Genomic DNA, 25,266 nt, shown 5'->3' with positions numbered 1-25,266 from the left:
CAATGAAATTTATTAATCTATAACACCATTATGAAGAAATATCTTCTTTCTATAACTACACTATTGTCACCTTTTTTGTTTTTTGCGCAAGAAGTTGCTGAAAAAGGTATGGATGAAAAATTTAATGAAGCTTTTAAGCCAATTTCAGATGCATGGGGTTCCATTGTTTTTTATCCTATTCAGTTTACAGAAGATGTTGGGATGCCTATTGTAATAATCATGCTTTTAACAGCAGGATTGCTATTTACTGTTTTATTCAAGCTTGTTAATATTAGATTATTTCCTGTTTCAATAAACATTGTGAGAGGTAAATATGATGATGTAGACCATCATGAAGTAGAGCAAAAGTCTATGGTAAATGTAGTTGATGGCGACATTGTAGATACTATTGCTATAGAGGGTAAGGAAGGAGAGGTGTCTCATTTTCAAGCCTTAACAGCGGCGTTATCTGGTACGGTTGGTTTAGGGAATATTGCTGGGGTGGCCATAGCGATTTCTTTGGGTGGGCCTGGCGCCACGTTTTGGATGATTTTAGCGGGGCTATTAGGTATGTCTTCGAAATTTGTGGAATGTACTTTGGGTGTAAAATATAGAGATATTGGGGAAGACGGAACCGTTTTTGGCGGACCTATGTATTATCTAAAAAAGGGGCTTGCAGATGTAGGTAAAGGAACTTTAGGAAAAGTGCTCGCTGTTATTTTTGCAATTATGTGTGTAGGTGGATCTTTTGGTGGTGGTAACATGTTTCAGGCTAACCAAGCGGCTCAACAGTTTAATACCATGATTGGTGCAAACTCAACTTCTGCGGGTGTTGTTTTTGGTGTTGTTATGGCTGCTGTTGTTGCAATTGTAATTATTGGAGGTATTAAAAGAATAGGCAGTATTACAGAGAAGATAGTGCCTTTTATGGTTGGTATTTATTTCGTAGCAGCTATCATTATTTTGGTATCTAATTTTGGCCTAATAGGTTCTGCCTTTGGACAAATATTTGATGGAGCATTTAATGCAAAAGGCATAACAGGAGGTGTTCTGGGAGTTCTGATTATTGGGTTTCAAAGGGCTGCTTTTTCAAATGAAGCAGGAGTAGGTTCTGCGGCTATTGCACATTCAGCTGTTAAAACAAAGTTCCCAGCTTCCGAAGGTTTGGTTGCTTTGCTTGAACCATTCATAGATACAGTAGTCGTGTGTACTATGACGGCTTTGGTTATTATAATCACAAATGGCGATGGTAGTATTATGGAATACGGAGTTAAAGCTCCAGATGGGGTTTTGGCAACATCAAAAGCCTTTGCTTCTGTTTTGCCTTGGTTTCCATACGTACTTACTCTAGCTGTAGTGCTGTTTGCTTTGTCCACTATGCTGTCATGGTCATATTATGGTTTGCAATCTTGGATGTTTTTGTTTGGAAGATCAAAGACCTCAGATTATTCATATAAAATTATATTCTGCCTATTTATCGTTATAGGTTCTGCAGTAAGTTTGGGAGCGGTAACGGACTTTTCGGATGCTATGATATTTGCTATGGCAGTTCCTAATATTATAGGATGCTTTATATTGTTTCCAAAAGTTAGAGAGGAATTACAAAAATATATTGCAGCCATTAGGGCGAATAAATAATACAAACTTATAATGAGTTTTAAATCCCATTTTATGTTTACAAGAAAACAGCGAAATGGGATTTTTTTATTTTTGGCACTCATTATTATACTTCAATCAATTTATTTTTTTATTGACTTTTCTCAATCGCCGGTGGCTGTAAACCAAGAAGAATTAAAGGTTTTTATTAATGAGATGGATTCATTAAAAAGAATAGAGCTAAAGAAGCAAGCGCCTAAAACTTATCCTTTTAATCCTAATTTTATAGATGATTATAAAGGTTCTATATTGGGAATGACAAACGAGGAAATAGATAAACTTTTAGCCTACAGGAAGGAAAACAAATGGATTAATTCAACAAAACAATTTCAGAGGGTTACCGGAGTTTCAGACAGTCTACTTCAAAACATGTCACCCTATTTTAGGTTTCCGGATTGGTTGGATCAGTCAAATGAGCATAAAGGGCTTAGGTTAAATGGAGATATCAAAAAGAATTTTGGTGAAAAACAAGATTTAAATACGGTCACGGCGAAAGAGCTTCAAATAGTTAACGGAGTAGGCAAGGTTCTATCCGAGCGCATAATCAAATTAAGAAACAAGAGGAAAGGAGGTTTTAATTCTATCGAGGAGTTAACGGATGTTTACGGTTTAACTCCGGAAGTTTTTAAAAATATAACATACTTGTTTGCTGTTAAAACACCTCGACACATAAATAAAATCAATTTAAACACGGCATCGGTAGATGATTTAGTTACTATTCCTCATATTGACTATGACGTAGCCCATAATATTATTGAGAGGAGGCAATTAAGAGAAGGTTACAAAAGCTTAAATGAATTAACAAAAGTTAAAGACTTCCCCGTAAATAAAATCAATATAATTGAATTATATTTGCACATTGAAAAAGAAAACTAGATGAATAACATGTACTTCACTGAAGAGCATAATCTTTTTAGAGCTAGCCTTCAAGATTTTTTACAAAAAGAAGTTGTTCCACATATTGACAAGTGGGAAAAATCCGGAACTATTGATCGCTTTATTTGGGAAAAATTTGGTGATATGGGTTTTTTTGGAATCAACTATCCTGAGGCATATGGAGGTTTAAATCTAGATCTTTTTTACACTGTTATTTTACAGGAAGAACTTCAAAAAATAAATTCAGGAGGTTTTGCAGCAGCAATTTGGGCGCATGTATATTTGGCTATGACGCATCTTAATGCAGAAGGGGACGAAAGCATAAAACAAAAGTACTTAGTGCCAAGTATATCTGGAGAAAAAATAGGTTGTTTATGTATCACAGAGCCGTCTGGAGGAAGCGACGTTGCTGGTATTAGAACAATGGCAGTTAAGGAAGGAGATTTTTATGTGGTTAATGGGTCTAAAACCTTTATTACTAATGGCATGTATAGTGATTATTTGGTTGTTGCGGCCAAAACTAGTCCAGAATTGGGGAATAAAGGAATGAGTATTTTTGTGGTAGACAGAGAAACAGAAGGTATTTCGTCTACAAAACTGGATAAGCTTGGTTGGAGAGCATCCGATACTGCAGAAATAGCGTTTGATAATGTAAAGATTCCAGTTGGAAATCTTTTAGGTAATGAGGGGGAAGGCTTCGCTTATATTATGCAGCATTTTTCATTAGAAAGATTGGTAATGGGAATAAACGCGCATGCTCGAGCAGAATATGCCTTGGAGTATGCTCTTAATTACATGTCTGAAAGAACTACTTTTGGGAAATCTCTCGATACATACCAGGCCTTAAGACATAAGTTTGTGGAGCTTTATTCAGACATGGAGCTTTGTAAGCAATTTAATTATTCGGTGGCCTTTAGACTAAATAAAGGAGAGTATGTGGTTAAAGAAGCAACCATGTCGAAACTTAAATCTACTAAAATGGCTGATGAGGTAATCTATGAATGTCTTCAGTTTTTAGGAGGCTATGGTTATATGGAAGAATATCCTTTAGCTAGATTATTAAGAGATAGTAGGTTAGGACCAATAGGAGGCGGAACCTCAGAAGTACTCCGTGAAATATTGTCAAAAATAATTATTGATAAAAAAGCATATAAACCGGTAACTTAATAGGATATAATAAAAGCGGTTTTTAGAAAAAAGTTTTTTGATTTATGCAATTGTAATTCTTAAATTACTTTTTATATTTGCAGCCGAAAAATTTTAAAAGAGAGGAGGTTAAGACACTATGTTAATAATTCCGGTAAAAGAAGGTGAAAATATAGATAGAGCGTTAAAGCGTTATAAACGTAAGTTTGTAAGAACGACTATTAAAAATCAGCTTCAAGATCGTAAGGAGTATAAAAAGCCTTCTGTAGAGCGCCGTGCTCAGATTCAAAAAGCGCAATACATTCAAACATTAAGAGATGCAGAAAACGTATAGTATCTATGCGTTTTATTGAATAAAAAAATCCCGCTTTTTGCGGGATTTTTTGTTTGCCTCTATATAGAGGTTTAAACAAGTAAGATATCAACATATTTCTTTATTTTTAACATATCAATTCAATCTTGCTATGTTATGTCTTTTAAACCCTTTATAGATTATTTGCTTCTTGAAAAAAAATACTCGGGGCTAACGGTAAAGGCTTATCAAAATGATTTAAATACCTTTTCAGAATTTATTGAAGAAGAGTATGAGACTGCAACTATAGTAGATGTTAATTATGCTCAAATTAGGAGTTGGATAGTGGTATTGGTTGAAAACCATATTTCGAATAGAAGCATCAATAGAAAAATATCGGCTTTAAACTCATATTATAAATTCTTGCTTAAAATTGGCGATATTGAGGTTAACCCGCTTGCTAAACATAAAGCATTAAAAATGAGTAAAAAAGTTCAGGTTCCTTTTTCAGAGGATGAAGTTAAAAAGGTTTTGAATGATTTTGGTGATAATAATGATTTTGAAAGTATTCGCAATAGGTTTATTATAGAGTTGTTCTACTCTACAGGTATTAGAAGAATAGAATTAGTAGAGCTTAAATTAGTTGATTTCGATTTAGAAAGTAAAATACTAAAAGTTTTAGGGAAACGAAACAAGGAGCGCCTCATCCCTTTGTTAGGATCTGTTGTTAATATTGGACGTAAGTATTTGATTAAGAGGCAGGAATTAGAACGTATTTCAAGTGCAGAATATCTTTTTTTAACAAAAAGAGGGGTTAAAATTTATGAAACACTTGTATACAGAATAATAAATGATTATTTTAGTTTTGCATCTTCAAAGGTAAAGAAGAGTCCGCATATTCTTAGGCACTCCTTCGCTACGCATTTGTTAAACCAAGGTGCCGATTTAAATGCTGTAAAAGAACTTCTAGGACATTCCAGTTTGGCGGCCACTCAAATTTATACCCATAATAGTATTGCCGAACTTAAAAAAGTGCATGTTAAGGCGCATCCAAGAAGTAAGAAGTAGTATTTAGTATTATTGTTAAACCAAAACGAGTATTATGAAGGTAAACACACAATCAGTAAATTTTAATGCAGACCAGAAATTAATAGATTTTATCCAAAAGCGTATGGATAAATTAGATATGTTTTATGATAAAGTTATAAAATCTGATGTTTTTTTAAAAGTTGAAAATACTAGTGATAAAGAGAATAAAATTTTTGAAGCCAGAGTAAGTGTTCCAGGTGATAGTTTTATTGTAAAAAAGCAGTGCAAGACTTTTGAGGAGGGTACAGATATGGCGGTGGCCTCGTTAGAAAGACAGCTTAAAAAAAGAAAAGAAAAATTAAGAGCACATTTATAGTAAAATTTTTCTAAAAATGTTTTGAATAAAGTAAAAAATCTATACATTTGCAGTCCGTTAGAAATAACGGGCTTTTTTTATGCGCAAAAAGTGTAGAAAATGCCGATGTAGCTCAGCTGGCTAGAGCAGCTGATTTGTAATCAGCAGGTCGTGGGTTCGAGTCCCTCCATCGGCTCTTTGAAAAATTGAAAATAACTTTTAAATTTTTGTTTAAAAGTGGTCCGGGGAGATACTCAAGCGGCCAACGAGGGCAGACTGTAAATCTGCTGACTATGTCTTCGCAGGTTCGAATCCTGCTCTCCCCACAAAATTCAGGTTTTCTGGATATGAGATTTTTGAAATATTGAATACCAAAATAAGCAAAAGCTTATTAAAAACGCGGGAGTAGCTCAGTTGGTAGAGCGTCAGCCTTCCAAGCTGAATGTCGCCGGTTCGAACCCGGTCTCCCGCTCTAAAATTCCTGCGAAGGCAGGAATCTCTTCTTTCATTATAAATATAATTAATTGAAAGAAAAGGAAATAAAAACTTTACGCCGGTGTAGCTCAGGGGTAGAGCGTTTCCTTGGTAAGGAAGAGGTCACGAGTTCAAATCTCGTCATTGGCTCTAAAATATTAGAGTTAAAAAATTAGAATACACTAATATTATTATATAACTAAGATTAAAATTATTTAAAAAACATGGCAAAGGCAACTTTCGATCGTTCAAAACCACACTTAAATATTGGTACAATTGGACACGTAGATCACGGTAAAACAACTTTAACTGCTGCTATTACTAAAGTATTAGCTGATGCAGGTTTATCTGAAGCAAGAGATTTCGATCAAATTGATAACGCTCCAGAAGAGAAGGAAAGAGGTATTACAATTAATACATCTCACGTAGAATATCAAACGCAAAACCGTCACTACGCGCACGTAGATTGTCCAGGTCACGCCGATTACGTTAAGAACATGGTAACTGGTGCTGCTCAAATGGATGGTGCTATTTTAGTAGTAGCTGCTACAGATGGTCCTATGCCACAAACTCGTGAGCACATCTTATTAGGTCGTCAAGTAGGTATTCCTCGTATCGTTGTTTTCTTAAACAAAGTTGATATGGTTGATGATGAAGAGCTTTTAGAATTAGTAGATATGGAAGTTAGAGATTTATTAAACTTCTACGAGTATGATGGTGACAATGGTCCTGTTATTTCTGGTTCTGCTTTAGGTGCTCTTAATGGTGAGGCTAAATGGGTTGATACTGTAATGGAATTAATGCAAGCTTGTGATGATTGGATCGAAGAGCCTGTGCGTGATATGGATAAGCCTTTCTTAATGCCTATCGAAGATGTATTCTCAATTACTGGTCGTGGTACTGTAGCAACTGGTAGAATTGAAACTGGTGTTGCTAATACTGGAGATCCTGTAGAGATTATTGGTATGGGTGCTGAGAAATTAACATCTACTATTACAGGTATCGAAATGTTCCGTCAAATATTAGATAGAGGTGAAGCTGGTGATAATGCTGGTATCTTATTAAGAGGTATTGAGAAAACTCAAATCTCAAGAGGTATGGTAATTACTAAGCCAGGTTCTGTAACGCCACACAAAAACTTCAAAGCCGAGGTTTATATCTTGAAAAAAGAAGAAGGTGGACGTCACACACCATTCCATAATAACTACCGTCCACAGTTCTACGTGCGTACAACTGACGTAACTGGTAACATTGCTTTACCTGATGGAGTTGAAATGGTAATGCCTGGAGATAACCTAACAATTACTGTTGAGTTAATTCAACCAATTGCAATGAACGTAGGTTTACGTTTCGCTATCCGTGAAGGTGGTAGAACAGTTGGTGCTGGTCAGGTAACTGAGATATTAGACTAATTATAGTTTAAACAAATATTGAGTTAAGGTATTCCGTTTTCGGAATACCTTGACTTATATTTACGGGTTTAGCTCAGTTGGTAGAGCACTGGTCTCCAAAACCAGGTGTCGGGAGTTCGAGTCTCTCAACCCGTGCAATCTAAAATAGGGGAACCTATTAATTAATTTAAAAATTGAGATCAATCAATTTAAATTATAAAGAATAACAAAATGGCTGGAATTGTAAATTATATAAAAGAATCATTCGGAGAACTAAAAAATAATGTGACGTGGCCAACATGGGCAGAAGCACAAAGTTTAACAGTTTTGGTTGCTGTGTTTTCTATTATATTTTCCCTTGCTATTTGGGGTGTAGATACGGTATTCAGTAAAGTTATCACAACTTACTTTCAATGGATTAGCTAATAGGTAAAGGAAGAATTATGTCTGAAGTAAGTGAAAAAAAATGGTATGTAGTTCGCGCGGTAAGCGGACAAGAAAATAAAATAAAAACCTATATCGAAAACGAGATTGCTCGTTTAGGTATGCAAGATTATGTAGATCAAGTATTGGTGCCTACAGAGCGTGTGATACAAATACGTAATGGGAAGAAAATACATAAGGAAAAAGTGTTTTTTCCTGGATACATCATGGTGCAAGCTAATTTAACTGGAGAGGTCCCTCATATTATAAGATCTGTAACTAATGTTATTGGTTTTTTAGGAGAGACCAAAGGCGGAGATCCTGTGCCGTTAAGACAATCTGAAGTAAACAGAATGTTAGGTAAGGTTGATGAGTTGGCTGTTGAAGAATCGGCTAATGTAGCGATTCCTTACACTAAAGGAGAAACGGTTAAAGTAATTGATGGGCCATTTAACGGATTTGATGGTACTATTGAAAAGATAAATGAAGAAAAGCGTAAGCTTGAGGTAATGGTTAAGATTTTTGGAAGAAAGACACCATTGGAGTTAAGCTACATGCAAGTAGAAAAAGTATAATAATTGTTACACTATATAAATTGATGCGTTCTTTCGCTTCCAAAACATAAGAACAGCATCAAATTAAATTATTAAAAATGGCAAAAGAATTAGGTAAAGTAGTTAAGTTACAAGTTCGGGGAGGTGCTGCGAATCCATCGCCACCGGTTGGACCCGCTTTAGGTGCTGCTGGAGTTAACATTATGGAGTTCTGTAAGCAATTTAATGCAAGAACTCAAGATAAACCTGGAAAAGTATTACCAGTGGTTATCTCTGTTTACAAAGACAAATCATTTGATTTTGTAATCAAAACTCCTCCAGCTGCAGTACAATTATTAGAAGCGGCCAAGGTGAAAAAAGGTTCGGGTGAGCCAAACCGAAAAAAAGTAGCTAAAGTATCTTGGGATCAGATTAGAACTATTGCAGAAGACAAAATGGTAGATTTAAACGCATTTACTCCAGAGTCTGCTATGAAAATGGTTGCTGGTACAGCAAGATCGATGGGAATTACTGTAACAGGGAAATTTCCTTCTTAATCTATTAAAGCATTAGAAAATGGCAAGATTAACAAAAAAGCAAAAAGAGGCTTTAGCGAAAATTGAAAAAGGAAAGGTGTATTCATTAGATGAAGCATCTGCCTTAGTTAAAGAAATTACCAATACAAAGTTTGATGCATCAGTTGATTTGGCGGTACGTTTAGGCGTAGATCCTCGTAAAGCAAATCAGATGGTGAGAGGGGTTGTATCGCTTCCTCACGGTACTGGTAAGGATATGAAAGTATTAGCATTAGTAACACCAGATAAAGAAGCAGAAGCTAAAGAAGCTGGTGCTGATTATGTTGGTTTAGACGAGTATCTTGATAAAATCAAGAGCGGATGGACCGATGTTGATGTTATTATTACTATGCCAAGTGTAATGGGTAAATTAGGTCCTCTAGGACGTGTGTTAGGTCCTCGTGGTTTAATGCCAAACCCTAAAACTGGTACAGTAACTATGGATGTTGCTAAAGCTGTAACAGAAGTAAAAGCTGGTAAAATTGACTTTAAAGTCGATAAAACTGGTATTGTACACGCTGCTATAGGAAAAGCATCATTTAGTGCTGATAAAATTGCAGGTAATGCAAATGAATTATTACAAACGTTAATTAAATTAAAACCAACAACTGCAAAGGGAACTTATGTAAAAAGCATTTTTATGTCTTCTACAATGAGTCCTAGTATAGCTGTTGATCCTAAGATTGGTTAATTAAGTTAAAACTTTTATTATGACAAGAGAAGAAAAATCATTGGTAATTGAGGAGTTAACTGCAGAATTGGCCAACAGTGCAAATATCTATTTAACAGATATTTCTGGATTAAACGCAGGAACTACCTCAGATTTACGTCGTGCTGCGTTCAAGGCAAACGTAAGAATGGCAGTTGTTAAAAATACATTACTTGAAAAGGCAATGGAAGCTTCAGACAAGGAGTTTGGAGATCTTCCTTCTGTATTAAAAGGAAATACATCTGTGATGTATTCTGAAACAGGTAATGCACCAGCTAAATTAATTAAAAACTTCCGTAAAAAATCTGAAAAGCCTTTATTAAAAGGTGCTTTCATTGAGGAAGCTGTTTACATTGGTGACGAACAATTAGACATGTTAGTAGATATCAAGTCTAAGGAAGAGTTGCTTGGAGAAATTGTTGGGTTATTACAATCTCCTGCTAAAAATGTTATTTCAGCACTTAAATCAGGTGGCGGTACAATAGCTGGTATTATTAAAACACTATCTGAAAAAGAAGGATAGTATTAAAATAGTACGCACTTATTACAATTATATTATTATTACAAAATTATTAAAACGATAGAAAAATGGCAGATTTAAAAGATTTCGCAGAACAATTAGTTAACCTTACTGTAAAAGAAGTAAATGAGTTAGCAACTATATTAAAAGATGAGTACGGTATCGAGCCTGCTGCTGCTGCTGCAGTTGCTGTTGCTGGTCCTGCTGCTGGTGGTGATGACGCTGGTGAAGCTCAAACTGAATTTGATGTAATCTTAAAAGCGGCTGGTGGTTCTAAATTAGCAGTTGTAAAATTAGTTAAGGAATTAACTGGTTTAGGATTAAAAGAAGCTAAAGGTTTAGTTGACGAAGCACCAAGTGCTATCAAAGAAGCTGTAACTAAAGATGAAGCTGAGGCTTTAAAAGCATCTTTAGAAGAGGCAGGAGCTGAGGTTGAGCTTAAATAAGCTTAACAACTCAACAATACAAAGGTTTAGGTTTGTCCCGCTATATGCGGGATAACACCTAGACCATTTTGCGTATATAATATATACCAAAAGAATATTGCAAATGGCACATAAATATTAAAGAATATTTCAACCATTTTATTTGTGTTTAAAAGCACTCTCACTATTTTTTTAATCAAAATTTCGTCCATTGATGTTATCAACACAAGCTGAAAGATTAAATTTCTCCTCTATTGTAAATAGAACAGAGTATCCTGATTTTTTGGATATTCAGATTAAATCCTTCCAAGATTTTTTCCAATTAGAAACTAAGTCTGAAGAAAGAGGTGATGAAGGTTTATATAATACCTTCATGGAAAACTTTCCAATTACAGATTCTCGTAATCAATTCGTATTAGAGTTTTTAGATTACTTTGTAGATCCACCAAGATATGCCATTGAAGAGTGTATTGAAAGAGGATTAACATATAGCGTGCCGCTAAAGGCTAGGTTAAAGTTATATTGTACAGATCCTGAACATGAAGATTTTGAAACCATTGTTCAAGATGTTTACTTAGGAACAATACCTTACATGACGCCTTCTGGTACATTTTGTATTAATGGAGCAGAGCGTGTAGTAGTTTCTCAATTACATCGTTCACCAGGTGTATTCTTTGGTCAGTCGTTCCATGCTAATGGAACCAAGCTGTATTCAGCAAGAGTTATTCCATTTAAAGGTTCTTGGATAGAGTTTGCTACAGACATCAATCAAGTGATGTATGCGTACATTGATAGAAAGAAAAAATTACCTGTTACAACACTTTTCCGTGCTATTGGCTTCGAAAGAGATAAAGATATCTTAGAGATCTTTGATCTGGCAGAGGAAGCAAAAGTTTCTAAAACAGGCTTGAAAAAATACTTGGGTAGAAAATTAGCTGCTCGTGTGCTTAATACATGGCATGAAGATTTTGTTGATGAAGATACAGGAGAGGTTGTATCTATCGAGCGTAACGAAATTGTGCTTGATCGTGACACCATTCTTGATAAAGAAAATATTGAAGAGATTCTTGAAGCAGAAGTTAAAACAATTCTTTTGCACAAAGAAACCTCTGAACAAGGTGATTATGCAATTATCCATAATACCCTTCAAAAAGACCCAACAAACTCCGAAAAAGAGGCTGTTGAACATATCTACAGACAATTACGTAATGCTGAGCCGCCAGATGAGGAAACAGCACGTGGTATCATAGATAAATTATTCTTTAGTGACCAACGTTACTCTTTAGGAGAGGTAGGTCGTTACAGAATGAATAAAAAATTAGGTTTAGATATTGGAATGGATAAGCAAGTGCTTACCAAAGAAGATATCATAACCATTATAAAATATTTAATCGAGTTAATTAATTCAAAAGCTGAGATTGATGATATAGATCACTTATCTAACCGTCGTGTACGTACAGTAGGTGAGCAGTTATCATCACAGTTTGGTGTTGGTTTAGCACGTATGGCACGTACCATTCGTGAGCGTATGAACGTTCGCGATAACGAAGTCTTTACTCCAATAGATTTGATTAATGCCAAGACTTTGTCTTCTGTTATCAACTCGTTCTTTGGAACCAACCAGTTGTCTCAGTTTATGGATCAAACTAATCCATTGGCGGAGATTACACACAAGCGTCGTTTATCAGCATTAGGACCTGGAGGTTTATCTAGAGAAAGAGCAGGTTTCGAGGTTCGTGATGTTCACTACACGCACTACGGACGTTTATGTCCTATTGAAACACCAGAAGGACCAAATATTGGTTTGATATCTTCACTTTCGGTATATGCAAAAGTGAATTCCATGGGATTCATAGAGACCCCTTATAGAAAAGTAGAAGAAGGTATTGTTGATATTAAAAATGCACCTACTTATTTAAGTGCCGAAGAAGAAGAGGAAAAATTAATTGCTCAGGCAACTGTTGAAGTTGATGATAGTGGTAAAATTTTACATGATAAAGTTATTGCAAGAATGGAAGGAGACTTCCCTGTAATAGACCCTAATGAGTTGCATTATACAGATGTGGCTCCAAACCAAATTTCTTCAATATCGGCATCTTTAATTCCATTCTTAGAGCATGATGATGCAAACCGTGCATTAATGGGGTCGAACATGATGCGTCAGGCAGTACCGTTATTAAGAGTGGATGCTCCAATTGTTGGAACAGGTTTAGAACGTCAAGTCGCTTCAGACTCTAGAGTTTTAATTAATGCGGAAGGAACAGGAGAAGTACTTTATGTTGATGCAAACGAAATTAAAATAAGATACGAGCGTACTGAAGATGAAGCTAAAGTAAGTTTTGATAGTGATGTTAAAACATATCCTTTAGTAAAATTCAGAAAAACGAATCAAGGAACTTCAATTAACTTGAAACCAATTGTTACTAAAGGAGATAAAGTAACTAAGGGTCAAGTTTTATGTGAGGGTTATGCAACTCAGAAAGGAGAATTAGCACTTGGTAGAAATATGAAAGTAGCCTTTATGCCTTGGAAAGGGTATAACTTTGAGGATGCGATTGTGATTTCTGAGAAAGTAGTTCGAGAAGATATATTTACCTCTATCCACATTGATGAGTATTCTCTTGAAGTTAGAGATACGAAATTAGGAAACGAAGAGTTAACTAACGATATTCCAAATGTTTCTGAAGAGGCTACCAAAGACCTTGATGAGCATGGTATGATTCGTGTTGGGGCTGAAGTAAAACCTGGGGATATTTTAATTGGTAAGATTACGCCTAAAGGAGAATCTGATCCAACTCCAGAGGAAAAATTATTACGTGCTATCTTTGGTGATAAAGCTGGAGATGTTAAGGATGCTTCACTAAAGGCGTCACCATCGTTAAATGGTGTTGTAATTGAGAAGAAGTTATTTGCTAGAGCTGTAAAAGACAAGCGAAAAAGAGCTCAAGATAAAGATGATATCCTTGCATTAGAAGCGCAATATGACAGAAAGTTTGATGAATTAAAAGATGTTTTAGTTGAAAAACTTTTTGCTATTGTAAATGGAAAAACAGCTCAAGGTATTTATAATGATTTAGGAGAAGAAGTATTACCAAAAGGTAAGAAGTTCACTTTAAAAATGTTAAATGCTGTTGATGATTATGCGCATTTGGTTTCTGGAAAATGGACAACAGATGATCATACAAATCAACTAGTAGCTGATTTAATTCATAACTATAAGATAAAGGAAAACGATCTACAAGGGTCTTTACGTCGTGAGAAGTTCACCATTTCTGTTGGAGATGAATTACCAGCAGGTATTATTAAGCTAGCCAAAGTTTATATTGCTAAAAAACGTAAGCTTAAGGTTGGTGATAAAATGGCAGGACGTCATGGAAATAAGGGTATTGTAGCGCGTATTGTTCGTCAAGAAGATATGCCATTCCTAGAAGATGGAACGCCTGTAGATATCGTATTAAATCCACTTGGTGTACCATCTCGTATGAACATTGGTCAGATTTATGAAACCGTATTAGGATGGGCTGGTCAAAAATTAGGTCGTAAATATGCGACACCTATTTTTGATGGTGCTAATATTGATCAAATAAATGAATTGACTGATGAAGCAGGTATCCCAAGATACGGTCATACATATTTATATGACGGTGGAACAGGAGATCGCTTTGATCAACCGGCAACAGTAGGTGTGATTTACATGCTTAAACTTGGTCACATGGTTGATGATAAGATGCACGCGCGTTCTATTGGACCTTACTCATTAATTACACAACAACCGCTTGGTGGTAAAGCACAATTTGGTGGTCAGCGTTTTGGTGAGATGGAAGTTTGGGCACTTGAGGCATATGGAGCATCAAGTACCTTACGTGAGATCTTAACTGTAAAATCTGATGATGTTATTGGTAGAGCCAAAACTTATGAAAGTATTGTTAAAGGTGAACCAATGCCAGATCCAGGTTTACCAGAATCTTTCAATGTATTAATGCATGAACTGAAAGGTTTAGGATTAGACATCAGATTAGAAGAGTAGTTAATTAATTAAATTCATTTCACCCATATATTATGGCAAGAAAACAAGATAAAAATACAGTTAAGAGATTTAATAAAATCTCAATTGGTTTGGCTTCACCAGAGTCTATTTTAGCAGAATCTAGAGGTGAGGTTTTAAAACCTGAAACTATCAATTATCGAACTCACAAACCAGAACGTGATGGTTTGTTCTGTGAACGTATTTTTGGTCCTGTTAAGGATTATGAATGTGCTTGTGGAAAATATAAAAGAATTCGCTACAAAGGTATTGTTTGTGACCGTTGTGGTGTTGAGGTAACTGAGAAGAAAGTACGTCGTGATAGAGTAGGACATATCAATTTAGTAGTTCCTGTAGCGCACATCTGGTACTTCCGTTCTTTACCAAATAAAATAGGTTATTTATTAGGTTTACCATCCAAGAAATTAGATATGATTATTTACTACGAACGTTATGTAGTAATTCAACCTGGTAATGCCAAGAATGAAGAAGGAGAACCATTACAGAAAATGGATTTCTTAACTGAGGAAGAATATTTAAATATTTTAGAAACGCTTCCTCAAGATAATCAGTATCTAGATGATTCAGACCCAAATAAGTTTTTAGCTAAAATGGGAGCTGAGTGTTTAATTGAGTTGTTGGCAAGAATTGATTTAGAATCACTTTCTTATGAGCTAAGACACAAAGCAAATACCGAAACGTCAAAACAACGTAAAACGGAGGCTTTAAAACGTTTGCAAGTAGTAGAGTCTTTACGTGAATCTAATCAGAACAGAGAGAATAGACCAGAGTGGATGATTATGAAGGTAATTCCTATCATTCCACCAGAATTACGTCCATTAGTACCGCTAGATGGAGGGCGTTTTGCAACTTCTGATTTAAATGATTTATACCGTCGTGTAATTATCAGAAATAACCGTCTTAAGAGATTGGTTGAAATCAAAGCTCCAGAGGTGATTTTGCGTAATGAAAAGCGTATGTTACAAGAATCTGTAGATTCATTATTTGATAACACGCGTAAATCATCAGCTGTAAAAACAGATTCTAACAGACCTTTAAAATCATTATCAGATTCATTAAAAGGGAAACAAGGACGTTTCCGTCAAAACCTTTTAGGTAAGCGTGTTGATTATTCTGCACGTTCTGTAATTGTTGTAGGTCCAGAATTGAAATTATACGAATGTGGATTGCCTAAAAATATGGCTGCAGAGCTTTACAAGCCTTTTGTAATTAGAAAACTAATTGAAAGAGGAATTGTAAAAACGGTAAAGTCTGCAAAGAAAATTATAGATAAAAGAGAGCCAGTGGTTTGGGATATCTTGGAGAATGTTCTTAAAGGACATCCAGTATTGCTAAACCGTGCGCCTACGCTGCATAGATTAGGAATACAAGCGTTTCAACCAAAGTTAATTGAAGGAAAAGCAATCCAATTGCACCCATTAGTGTGTACGGCATTTAATGCCGATTTTGATGGAGATCAAATGGCGGTGCACTTACCACTTGGTCCAGAGGCTATATTAGAATGTCAATTATTAATGTTGGCGTCTCATAATATCTTAAATCCAGCAAATGGTTCACCCGTAACGGTACCTTCTCAGGATATGGTACTTGGTCTTTACTACATGACTAAGCACCGTAAATCAACGCCTGAATTACAAATTAAAGGTGAAGGCTTAACATTCTATTCTCCAGAGGAAGTGGAAATCGCTTTCAATGAGAAGCGTGTAGATTTGAATGCTGGTATCAAAGTAAGAACTATCGATATCAATGAAGATGGGAAATTAGATAGAATGATTGTTGATACGACTGTTGGTCGCGTATTATTCAACCAGCATGTTCCTCAAGCGGCAGGTTTCATTAATACGGTATTAACTAAAAAGTCTTTAAGAGATATTATTGGTGATATTCTTAAAGTAACTTCTGTTCCGGAAACGGCAGATTTCTTAGATGCTATTAGAACTTTAGGTTTTAAATTCGCATTCCAAGGTGGATTATCCTTTAGTTTAGGTGATATTATCATTCCGCCAGAAAAGCAAGGTATGATTGATAAGGCCAATGGTTTAGTTGATGGAATTACTGGAAACTACAACATGGGACTTATAACAAATAACGAACGTTATAATCAGGTTATTGATATTTGGACTTCTACCAATGCGGAGTTGACAGAGTTATCCATGAAACGTATTAGAGAAGACCAGCAAGGGTTTAACTCGGTGTTTATGATGCTTGATTCTGGAGCTCGTGGATCTAAAGAACAGATTCGTCAGCTTACCGGTATGCGTGGATTGATGGCAAAACCTAAAAAATCTAATGCTGGAGGAGGTGAGATTATTGAAAATCCAATTCTTTCCAACTTTAAAGAAGGTCTTTCAATTTTAGAATACTTTATTTCTACACACGGTGCTCGTAAAGGTCTTGCAGATACAGCTCTTAAAACAGCGGATGCAGGTTACTTAACTAGAAGATTAGTGGATGTATCTCAAGATGTTATCATCAATACAGAAGATTGTGGTACGTTAAGAGGTGTTGAAGTAGAGCCATTAAAGAAGAATGATGAGGTTGTAGAAACGTTAGAAGAAAGAATAGTTGGTCGTGTATCACTCAATGATGTGCATAACCCATTAACAGATGAATTGTTAGTGGCTGCAGGTCAGTTGATAGAAGACGACATCGCTAAGGCAATTCAAGAGTCTCCAATCGAGAGTTTAGAAGTGCGTTCAGCATTAACCTGTGAGGCTTTGCAAGGTATTTGTGCTAAGTGTTACGGACGTAATTTAGCTACTGGTAAAATGGTACAACGTGGTGAGGCTGTTGGTGTTGTTGCAGCACAGTCTATTGGAGAACCAGGTACTCAGCTTACATTACGTACATTCCACGTAGGTGGTATTGCTGGTAACATTTCTGAAGATAACAAGTTAGCCGTTAAATTTGATGGTATTGCTGAAATAGAAGATTTAAAAACTGTTAAAGGTCAAGATAGTGAAGGAAATGAGGTTGATATCGTTATTTCCAGAACATCTGAACTTAAGCTTACAGATAAGAAAACAGGTATTGTTCTAAGTAATAATAACATTCCTTATGGTTCAACCATTTATGTTAAGAATGGTCAAGAACTATTAAAAGATGATGTCGTTTGTACTTGGGACCCTTACAATGGTGTGATTATTTCAGAATTTGCTGGTAAGGTTAAGTATGAAAACATTGAGCAGGGGGTAACTTATCAGGTAGAAATAGATGAGCAAACTGGTTTCCAAGAAAAAGTAATTTCTGAATCTAGAAATAAGAAATTAATCCCAACACTTCATATTGAAGATGCAAGTGGAGAAACGATACGTTCTTACAACTTACCAGTTGGGGCTCACTTAATGATTGATGATGGAGAGAAGATCAACGTTGGAAAGATCTTAGTTAAGATTCCTCGTAAGTCTGCTAAAGCAGGTGATATTACTGGTGGTCTACCTCGTGTTACAGAGTTATTTGAAGCGCGTAACCCATCTAATCCGGCAGTAGTGAGTGCTATTGATGGTGTCGTATCTTTCGGAAAAATCAAAAGAGGTAACCGTGAGATTATAGTGGAGTCTAAATTAGGGGACGTTAAGAAGTACTTAGTGAAGTTATCAAATCAAATTCTAGTTCAAGAAAATGATTATGTAAAAGCTGGGATGCCATTATCGGATGGATCTATTACGCCAAATGATATCTTAAATATTAAAGGACCTTCAGCAGTGCAACAATACTTAGTAAATGAGGTACAAGAAGTATATCGTTTACAAGGTGTGAAAATTAATGATAAGCACTTTGAAGTTGTTGTTAGACAGATGATGCGTAAAGTAAGGATCATTGATTCTGGTGATACTATTTTCCTCGAAGATCAATTGGCTCATAAAGCTGACTTTATTAAAGAGAATGATGATATCTTTGGTAAGAAAGTAATTGAAGATGCCGGAGATTCAGTAAATCTTAAAGCTGGACAAATTGTTACACCTCGTGAATTAAGAGATGAAAATTCAATTTTGCGTCGTGAGGATAAACAACTTGTAGTTGCTAGAGATGCACAGCCAGCAACAGCCACACCAATACTTCAAGGTATTACTAGAGCATCACTTCAAACGAAATCCTTTATCTCAGCGGCCTCTTTCCAAGAGACTACTAAGGTATTAAACGAAGCAGCAGTTGCTGGTAAAGTAGATTCGTTAGAAGGCTTAAAAGAAAATGTTATTGTTGGTCATAGAATTCCAGCGGGTACCGGTATGAGAAGTTATTCTGATATCATTGTAGGCTCTAAAGAAGAATTTGACGAAATGATGCAAGTGAAGCAAGAATTGAATTATAATTAAAAGAGACTCAGCATTCACAAGCCGAAGGTGTAGAGAATGTTGTTAGTCAAATTTACACTGAGCGAAGTCGAAGTGTCTTATAAAATAAAAGCCTTCATGTATATTATACCTGAAGGCTTTTTAATTTTTAAATATTATGGCAGAAGAAAAAGATAATCAAAAACAAGGGCAGATAAATATCGAACTTGATGAAAAGGTGGCGGAAGGTACCTATTCAAACCTAGCTATTATTAATCATTCAGTTTCAGAGTTTGTGGTAGATTTTGTTAATATTATGCCTGGAGTTCCAAAAAACAAGGTGAAATCTAGAATTATTTTAACACCGCAACATGCAAAAAGATTACTTAAAGCTTTAGGAGATAATGTCGCAAGATTCGAAAATGCCCACGGCGAAATTAAGGATTACGAGCAGCCTCCAATTCCTTTAAATTTTGGACCAACAGGTCAGGCATAAAATAAAAGCCTTTTGAAGAAAACTCAAAAGGCTTTATTTTTAGATAAGATGATAATTGAAAAATATTATTTAATGGTTTTGTAATAACTTTTATTTATGCACCTTGAAATTCGATTAAATTTAAGTGTTGTTTTTTGGCCTTAAACTAAGTTTTGATGGTAGAATATTAAACACTAGTCAAAAATGTCTCAAAAAACATCTATTACAATTTTCTCTAAGCAACCTTATTTTTAAACGAAAATTTAAGTGCTCCAGATGGACATTTTTTTACCTGACTATTAATTTTTTCAGGAGGAGCTCCATCAATATCTATCCACGGGATAACAGAATTTCTAAAGACATTAGATAGTTGTTTTGCACAAGTATCTGATTGTTGACATACACAAGGGTCGTAGGTTATAGTAATATTGTCATTACTAAATTCTCTAAAATTAATTTTCATGACTAATCATTTTTTGGGTTATGATTCTATCTTAAAATTAAAATTATGACTTTTTTTTGAGTATTATACTCGACGAAATACAATTTCTGGCCATTTATTCGACGAAATGCACAATTTTTAATCAAATTCAGATGTAAAATGAAGTTTTACGTTCGGATATTTTTGTTGAGTCATTTGTAATGAAAATGCGGAATCGGCTAAAAATACAAGCTGACCATGCTTATCTTTAGCTAAAAACCGTTGCTTTACCCTAACAAATTCTTTATACTCATCGGAGGCAGAGTTTGATGGGTCTATCCAACAAGCTTTATGAACATTTAAGTTTTCGTAGGTACATTTGGCACCATATTCATGCTCCAGTCTATATTGAATTACTTCATACTGTAGGGCTCCAACTGTACCAATTACTTTTCTTCCGTTAAGTTCTAACGTAAACAATTGCGCTACCCCTTCGTCCATGAGCTGGTCTATACCTTTATATAATTGCTTAGATTTTAAGGGGTCAGCATTATTTATATATCTAAAATGCTCTGGAGAAAAACTTGGTATACCTTTATAGTTAAGGGCTTCTCCCTCCGTTAAAGTGTCACCAATTTTAAAAGTTCCTGTGTCTTGCAACCCAACAATGTCTCCAGGATAAGAGATATCAACAATTTCTTTTTTCTCAGCAAAAAACGCATTTGGACTCGAAAACTTTAACTTTTTGTTGTTTCTTACATGCAGGTATGGTGAGTTTCGTTTAAACTCTCCAGAAACTATTTTAACAAATGCTAATCGATTTCTATGATTAGGGTCCATATTAGCATGAATCTTAAAAACAAATCCGCTAAATTTTTTCTCATCTGGTTTTACCAAACGTTCTTCACTTTGTTTAGCTCTGGGTTTAGGAGCTATGTCCACAAAGCAGTCAAGTAATTCTCTAACCCCAAAATTATTAAGGGCTGATCCAAAAAATACAGGTTGCAACACCCCGTTTAAATAATCTTCTTTATCAAAAGAGGGATAAATACCATCAACCAATTCAATTTCTTCACGAAGCGTATTTGCCGAATCTTCGCCAACCAATTCGTCTAGTTTTGGTGAGGATAAATCTGAGATTTCTACTGTTTCCTCAATGTCTTTTCTGCTGTCTCCAGAAAAGAGGTTCACGTTTTTCTCCCAAATGTTATAAATACCTTTAAAATCATATCCCATTCCAATAGGGAAACTTAAAGGAGTAACTTTAAGGCCTAATTTTTGCTCAACCTCGTCTAATAAATCAAAAGCATCTTTACCTTCACGATCCATTTTATTAATAAAAACAATCATTGGTATGTTCCGCATTCTACAAACTTCAACTAGTTTTTCTGTTTGCTCCTCAACACCTTTGGCTACATCTATAACTACGATAACGCTGTCTACAGCAGTTAAGGTTCTAAACGTGTCTTCTGCAAAGTCTTTGTGGCCTGGAGTATCTAGAATATTAATTTTAATACCATTGTATTCAAAAGCTAATACCGATGTCGCTACAGAAATACCACGCTGGCGTTCAATTTCCATAAAATCACTAGTTGCGCCTTTTTTTATCTTATTACTCTTTACAGCTCCGGCTTCTTGAATCGCACCACCAAAAAGAAGTAGTTTTTCGGTAAGCGTGGTTTTACCAGCATCTGGGTGAGAAATAATCCCAAAAGTTCGTCTTCGCTGTATTTCTTCTAAAAATGACATAAAATAAATTTTGGCAAAGATAAATTATATTGTTGGCTATTGGAACTTCTTTTATGCTTAAAACATGATCTAAAAAAAAGACATAAGCTCATTGTTGTTCAAAAAAGGGACGAATTTATTTAATGTTCAGTTAAAGGTTCTAAATAGCGATTTATAGTAAGAATTTGTAGTTCATCTAATATCGACAACAAATGTTAAAAAAAATGAAAATTAATCATTGCTAAATTATATATTCACGCATAATATTTATTTGTAAAACGATATATTTTGGTTGAGTTAAGGCTTGAAATTTGAGGGATTTCTTTAATCACTAATTTATACTATAATTAATAGGGGTAATACTTTGTAAAGACTCATTTGATCTGTATAAAGTTATTAACTATGATTTTTAATAAATTCTTCGTATCGTTTGTATTATGGACCTATTATGTCCATATTTTTATATATTAAAGTTAGAGTAAAAATACATCAAACATCAACATTTCTCTCTGTATGACGATAGATTTATTAATGAATAAATTATTAAAAGGGTTCTCTGGTCTTTTTTTAATTTTTTTAGTTTCTTTCTATTCTGATAATGTATTTGGGCAATGTACCACTCAGTCGTTTAGTGGTCCGGCAGCTACAATTCCAGATAATACACTGGGCGGAGTTTCTCGAACCGTTTCCTTCACTACAACCAGTGCCGTTACAGATGTAAATGTAACACTCGATATAACACATACTTGGGATGGGGATCTGAGTATCTCTCTTACAAGTCCGGCAGGAACTGTTATAGACCTTTCCAGTAACAATGGTTTTTTCTTTGATGATTATACGAATACAGTTTTTGATGATGCTGCTGCCACAGCGATAACAGCAGGGTTTCCTCCATTTACTGGAACGTTCAGTCCAGAACAACCTTTGAGTAATTTTAATGGAGAAAATCCTAGCGGTACTTGGACGCTTACGGTAGTAGACGATGCAGGGGGGGATGTAGGAACACTAAATAGCTTTTCTGTAGAGGTGTGTACGGCTTCGGCTGCCGCAGATTTGGCAGTATCAAAAACGGTAAGTAATAGTACACCAAATGAAGGAGATACAATCACGTACACGTTGTCTGTTACAAATAATGGTCCCATTCAAGCAACAAATGTGAGTATTACGGATGTGTTGCCTTCAGGAGTTACCTATGTTAGTGATGATGGGGCTTATGTCGCGGGTACAGGAGTTTGGACTATTGGTACTTTAAATAATGGAGCTACTGCTACACTTAATATTACTGCTACTGTTGATGCTGGTACAGGTGGATCAAATATTACTAATACCATAACAGCTGTTAATGCAGATCAAACAGATAGCAATGCAACTGCAGATGATTTAAGTGAATCAATTGCTGTAGCAAGTTCAGGCCCTGGTCCAGGAACAGACACTGATGGGGATGGAATTGATGACACCATCGATATTGATGATGATAATGATGGAATGACTGATGAAGAGGAATATTGTACAACCGCTAACACCACATTTTTATTATCACAAGATGTGGGTACAAGATCTGTTGTTGTTAACCATACGGATACGGGGTACTTGAGACTCGATTTTTCTTCAATGGATAATTCGTTTCAATTGGATATTAATGGAACAACAGTACATCCTTCAGTTTTAGAGTTTGAAAATGGAGCTTTAGGTGCTGGAGAAGAATATTTTTTATTCGCGTCAGATAATGCCTTTATAAGTAGTCCTTGGCTTGCAAATTCAAATGGACTTCCACGTCTTCGACTTATTATTGATGATTCTGGAAATGCAGCACTTTATGGAACTAGAACAACAAGTTCAACATCGTTGGAGCTTATGCAAGCGCAAGCGGGTACATCGTTTAACACAATTAATTGGGTTTCAGGGGCAAATAATACGTTCACTGTAATAAATCAATCTGGTCCAGGACCAGAAGGGTTTACAGGAGAGTTGTTTGCTAGTGCACTTTGTGATGATGATGGAGATGGTATAATCAATAGTTTAGACTTAGATTCTGATAATGATGGTATTTATGATATTGTGGAATCTGGAGTTTTAAATATTGCCGGGGTTAATGATGCAAATAATGATGGTATAATTGATGGTGCCGCAGGAGGTTCTGGAGCTAATGGTTTATTCAGTAGTATTGAAGATAATGATTTTGTTTATGCTAATTTAACATATACTATTGCAGATACAGATTCAGATGGACTATATGATCCATATGAATTAGATGCTGATGATGATTCGTGTAATGATGTATTAGAAGCAGGATATACCGATGGAGATTCTAACGGCTTGTTAGGTACTGGAACATTTGGATCGGGATTAACAATTGATGGAAATGGTTTAGTTACAAGTGGAACAGATGGCTATACAACACCAGATGATGGTGATTCTAATGGGACTTTTGATTTTCAACAAGCAAATGATGTCGTAATTAATACCCAGCCAGCAGATGAAACAGTTTGTGATAATGATAATATTAGTTTTTCCGTAGGAGTTTCTGGTTCAGGATTATCTTATCAGTGGCAGGTTGATACTGGTGCAGGGTTTTCTGACTTAAGCAATGGGGGTGTATATTCTGGAGTTACCACGAATACTCTAAATATTACTGGAGCTACTCAAAGTATGAATAATTACGAATATAGAGTGGTTATTTCAAGCAGTGCATATACTTGTGGAACGGTTACCTCAAATGCAGGAACGCTCAATATAGATACATTAGACGATGCAACTTTTAGTTATAGTGCTGCAAATTATTGTGCTAATGCTTCAAATCCTTCACCAACAATAACAGGTTTAGCAGGAGGTACTTTTAGTTCTGCAGCTGGATTGTCAATAAATGCTAGCTCGGGAGTTGTAGATTTGAGTTTGTCTACACCAGGTCTATACTCTATTACTTATACAACATCTGGGAGTTGTCCCAATAGTAGCGCCGTTAACCTTACCGTTGATGCAGCTCCAAGTGCTCCAGTGGTGACTACTCCGGTAGAGTATTGCGTAGGAGATACCGCCTCAGCTTTAACAGCTACAGGTACTAATTTATTGTGGTATACACTACCATCTGGAGGTACTGGAAGTAGTTCGGCTCCAACACCAAATACCGTAGTAGCTGGTAGTACATCTTATTACGTAAGTCAAACTAATGGCGCTGGATGTGAAAGTGCAAGGTCAGAAATTGTAGTGACCGTTTCAACACCTGTTAATATTTTTTGCGAAAGATATCGAGTTCGTGATGCTTCTAATACTTGGGGCCCTTGGGTAGCATTTTCAGGTGGAAGTTGTAACATTCCACTTTGTGATGATGGGGGTTTTCAGGATATTCAATTCGATGGGGGTCCTAATATTAATACTGGGTGGGTTTGGACTGATGAAGATGGAAATGTGGATTCTGAAGTGGATGAAATTGTGCGATTTGATAATATAGGAATAGATGATGCTGGTACATATACAGGTGTTTATACAAGTCCAGAAGGTTGTGTTTCCAATATATCTTTTGATGTTACTGTAAGCCCTTTACCTAATGCAGGTACTGATGGAGTGTTATCTTTATGTTCTGGAGAAACTGCAACATTAGCTCAGTTGAATGCTGCAATATCAGGTGAAGATACTGGTGGAGTGTGGAGTCCTGCTTTAGCAACAGGGGTAACAACTTACACTTATACTGTAGCTGCATCAGGAGCATGTACAGTTGATGATACTTCTACGGTAAGTGTGACATACAATGCTTTACCCACAGCAGAAGCAGGTCCAAGCTCAGAGATTAACTGTAATAACCCAACAGTAACTTTAGATGGCACAGGAACTACAATAGGAGGAGTCACATATTTATGGACGGGAGGCACAATAGATAGTGGATCAACAACATTAAGTCCAGTAGTAAGTGCAGCAGGGGTATATACTTTGACAGTAACTAATA

The 25,266-nt window shown here is 35.7% G+C and carries 19 protein-coding genes and 5 tRNA genes; 22 read left to right on the top strand and 2 right to left on the bottom strand.

The window, feature by feature from the left end; translation table 11 throughout:
* Positions 1-30: 30 nt before the first annotated feature.
* The 21 genes from E5D58_RS10390 (at position 31) to E5D58_RS10290 (ending at position 19,198) form a co-directional block, all read left to right on the top strand.
* A complete protein-coding gene (locus E5D58_RS10390; protein WP_136481802.1) occupies positions 31-1,617 on the top strand; it encodes an alanine/glycine:cation symporter family protein in 1,587 nt (528 codons plus the stop codon).
* A gap of 33 nt (positions 1,618-1,650) precedes the next feature.
* A complete protein-coding gene (locus tag E5D58_RS10385; protein WP_235835898.1) occupies positions 1,651-2,511 on the top strand; it encodes a ComEA family DNA-binding protein in 861 nt (286 codons plus the stop codon).
* Positions 2,512-3,678, top strand: coding sequence for an acyl-CoA dehydrogenase family protein (locus E5D58_RS10380; protein ID WP_136481800.1), 1,167 nt, complete (start codon positions 2,512-2,514; stop codon positions 3,676-3,678).
* A gap of 118 nt (positions 3,679-3,796) precedes the next feature.
* Positions 3,797-3,991 (top strand): 30S ribosomal protein S21, encoded by a 195-nt coding sequence (gene rpsU / locus E5D58_RS10375; protein ID WP_136481799.1) that lies wholly within the window; start codon positions 3,797-3,799, stop codon positions 3,989-3,991.
* A gap of 135 nt (positions 3,992-4,126) precedes the next feature.
* Complete coding sequence (locus E5D58_RS10370) at positions 4,127-5,017, top strand: tyrosine-type recombinase/integrase (protein ID WP_136481798.1); 891 nt, start codon at positions 4,127-4,129, stop codon at positions 5,015-5,017.
* Positions 5,018-5,051: 34 nt separating this feature from the next.
* Entirely contained in the window at positions 5,052-5,354 is a 303-nt protein-coding gene (hpf, locus tag E5D58_RS10365) for a ribosome hibernation-promoting factor, HPF/YfiA family (protein ID WP_136481797.1), read from the top strand.
* 101 nt (positions 5,355-5,455) lie between these two features.
* Positions 5,456-5,529, top strand: a tRNA-Thr gene (locus E5D58_RS10360).
* 48 nt (positions 5,530-5,577) lie between these two features.
* A tRNA-Tyr gene (locus tag E5D58_RS10355) sits at positions 5,578-5,659 on the top strand.
* A gap of 73 nt (positions 5,660-5,732) precedes the next feature.
* A tRNA-Gly gene (locus E5D58_RS10350) sits at positions 5,733-5,805 on the top strand.
* A gap of 80 nt (positions 5,806-5,885) precedes the next feature.
* A tRNA-Thr gene (locus E5D58_RS10345) sits at positions 5,886-5,957 on the top strand.
* A 74-nt stretch (positions 5,958-6,031) separates the two neighbouring features.
* The gene (gene tuf / locus E5D58_RS10340) at positions 6,032-7,219 is read left to right on the top strand and encodes an elongation factor Tu (RefSeq protein WP_136481796.1); all 1,188 of its coding nucleotides are present in this window, start codon (positions 6,032-6,034) and stop codon (positions 7,217-7,219) included.
* A gap of 62 nt (positions 7,220-7,281) precedes the next feature.
* A tRNA-Trp gene (locus tag E5D58_RS10335) sits at positions 7,282-7,354 on the top strand.
* 75 nt (positions 7,355-7,429) lie between these two features.
* On the top strand, positions 7,430-7,624 hold the full coding sequence (secE, locus tag E5D58_RS10330) for a preprotein translocase subunit SecE (protein ID WP_136481795.1): 195 nt from the start codon (positions 7,430-7,432) through the stop codon (positions 7,622-7,624).
* Between the two features lie 17 nt (positions 7,625-7,641).
* On the top strand, positions 7,642-8,196 hold the full coding sequence (gene nusG / locus E5D58_RS10325; RefSeq protein ID WP_136481794.1) for a transcription termination/antitermination protein NusG: 555 nt from the start codon (positions 7,642-7,644) through the stop codon (positions 8,194-8,196).
* A 77-nt stretch (positions 8,197-8,273) separates the two neighbouring features.
* Positions 8,274-8,711, top strand: coding sequence for a 50S ribosomal protein L11 (gene rplK / locus E5D58_RS10320; protein ID WP_136481793.1), 438 nt, complete (start codon positions 8,274-8,276; stop codon positions 8,709-8,711).
* Between the two features lie 19 nt (positions 8,712-8,730).
* Entirely contained in the window at positions 8,731-9,420 is a 690-nt protein-coding gene (gene rplA, locus E5D58_RS10315; RefSeq protein ID WP_136481792.1) for a 50S ribosomal protein L1, read from the top strand.
* A 19-nt stretch (positions 9,421-9,439) separates the two neighbouring features.
* Positions 9,440-9,961, top strand: coding sequence for a 50S ribosomal protein L10 (gene rplJ / locus E5D58_RS10310; RefSeq protein ID WP_136481791.1), 522 nt, complete (start codon positions 9,440-9,442; stop codon positions 9,959-9,961).
* Positions 9,962-10,026: 65 nt separating this feature from the next.
* A complete protein-coding gene (gene rplL / locus E5D58_RS10305) occupies positions 10,027-10,404 on the top strand; it encodes a 50S ribosomal protein L7/L12 (RefSeq protein ID WP_136481790.1) in 378 nt (125 codons plus the stop codon).
* Between the two features lie 193 nt (positions 10,405-10,597).
* Positions 10,598-14,410, top strand: a complete 3,813-nt coding sequence (rpoB, locus tag E5D58_RS10300) for a DNA-directed RNA polymerase subunit beta (RefSeq protein WP_136481789.1) — start codon at positions 10,598-10,600, stop codon at positions 14,408-14,410.
* Positions 14,411-14,442: 32 nt separating this feature from the next.
* Positions 14,443-18,744: a DNA-directed RNA polymerase subunit beta' gene (gene rpoC / locus E5D58_RS10295; RefSeq protein WP_136481788.1), complete on the top strand. Its 4,302-nt coding sequence runs from the start codon at positions 14,443-14,445 to the stop codon at positions 18,742-18,744.
* A 136-nt stretch (positions 18,745-18,880) separates the two neighbouring features.
* Entirely contained in the window at positions 18,881-19,198 is a 318-nt protein-coding gene (locus E5D58_RS10290) for a DUF3467 domain-containing protein (RefSeq protein WP_136481787.1), read from the top strand.
* A gap of 214 nt (positions 19,199-19,412) precedes the next feature.
* On the opposite strand, the gene E5D58_RS10285 is transcribed toward E5D58_RS10290, so the two are convergent.
* Positions 19,413-19,640 (bottom strand): (4Fe-4S)-binding protein, encoded by a 228-nt coding sequence (locus E5D58_RS10285; protein ID WP_136481786.1) that lies wholly within the window; start codon positions 19,638-19,640, stop codon positions 19,413-19,415.
* Between the two features lie 117 nt (positions 19,641-19,757).
* A complete protein-coding gene (locus E5D58_RS10280) occupies positions 19,758-21,347 on the bottom strand; it encodes a peptide chain release factor 3 (protein WP_136481785.1) in 1,590 nt (529 codons plus the stop codon).
* Between the two features lie 492 nt (positions 21,348-21,839).
* Here E5D58_RS10280 and E5D58_RS10275 point away from each other — a divergent pair.
* Positions 21,840-25,266, top strand: a 3,427-nt coding sequence (locus E5D58_RS10275) for a proprotein convertase P-domain-containing protein (RefSeq protein ID WP_136481784.1), incomplete at its 3' end; no start/stop codon positions are given.

Origin of the sequence: Cognatitamlana onchidii, assembly GCF_004804355.1 — a bacterium.
GTDB classification, from domain to species: Bacteria; Bacteroidota; Bacteroidia; order Flavobacteriales; family Flavobacteriaceae; genus Cognatitamlana; species Cognatitamlana onchidii.
This window is presented reverse-complemented; position numbering and strand designations above follow the sequence as displayed.

Coding starts and splice junctions, on each gene's coding strand:
- E5D58_RS10390 (WP_136481802.1), top strand. CDS start 31: ATGAAGAAATATCTTCTTTCTATAACTACACTATTGTCACCTTTTTTG.
- E5D58_RS10385 (WP_235835898.1), top strand. CDS start 1,651: ATGTTTACAAGAAAACAGCGAAATGGGATTTTTTTATTTTTGGCACTC.
- E5D58_RS10380 (WP_136481800.1), top strand. CDS start 2,512: ATGAATAACATGTACTTCACTGAAGAGCATAATCTTTTTAGAGCTAGC.
- rpsU (WP_136481799.1), top strand. CDS start 3,797: ATGTTAATAATTCCGGTAAAAGAAGGTGAAAATATAGATAGAGCGTTA.
- E5D58_RS10370 (WP_136481798.1), top strand. CDS start 4,127: ATGTCTTTTAAACCCTTTATAGATTATTTGCTTCTTGAAAAAAAATAC.
- hpf (WP_136481797.1), top strand. CDS start 5,052: ATGAAGGTAAACACACAATCAGTAAATTTTAATGCAGACCAGAAATTA.
- tuf (WP_136481796.1), top strand. CDS start 6,032: ATGGCAAAGGCAACTTTCGATCGTTCAAAACCACACTTAAATATTGGT.
- secE (WP_136481795.1), top strand. CDS start 7,430: ATGGCTGGAATTGTAAATTATATAAAAGAATCATTCGGAGAACTAAAA.
- nusG (WP_136481794.1), top strand. CDS start 7,642: ATGTCTGAAGTAAGTGAAAAAAAATGGTATGTAGTTCGCGCGGTAAGC.
- rplK (WP_136481793.1), top strand. CDS start 8,274: ATGGCAAAAGAATTAGGTAAAGTAGTTAAGTTACAAGTTCGGGGAGGT.
- rplA (WP_136481792.1), top strand. CDS start 8,731: ATGGCAAGATTAACAAAAAAGCAAAAAGAGGCTTTAGCGAAAATTGAA.
- rplJ (WP_136481791.1), top strand. CDS start 9,440: ATGACAAGAGAAGAAAAATCATTGGTAATTGAGGAGTTAACTGCAGAA.
- rplL (WP_136481790.1), top strand. CDS start 10,027: ATGGCAGATTTAAAAGATTTCGCAGAACAATTAGTTAACCTTACTGTA.
- rpoB (WP_136481789.1), top strand. CDS start 10,598: ATGTTATCAACACAAGCTGAAAGATTAAATTTCTCCTCTATTGTAAAT.
- rpoC (WP_136481788.1), top strand. CDS start 14,443: ATGGCAAGAAAACAAGATAAAAATACAGTTAAGAGATTTAATAAAATC.
- E5D58_RS10290 (WP_136481787.1), top strand. CDS start 18,881: ATGGCAGAAGAAAAAGATAATCAAAAACAAGGGCAGATAAATATCGAA.
- E5D58_RS10285 (WP_136481786.1), bottom strand. CDS start 19,640: ATGAAAATTAATTTTAGAGAATTTAGTAATGACAATATTACTATAACC.
- E5D58_RS10280 (WP_136481785.1), bottom strand. CDS start 21,347: ATGTCATTTTTAGAAGAAATACAGCGAAGACGAACTTTTGGGATTATT.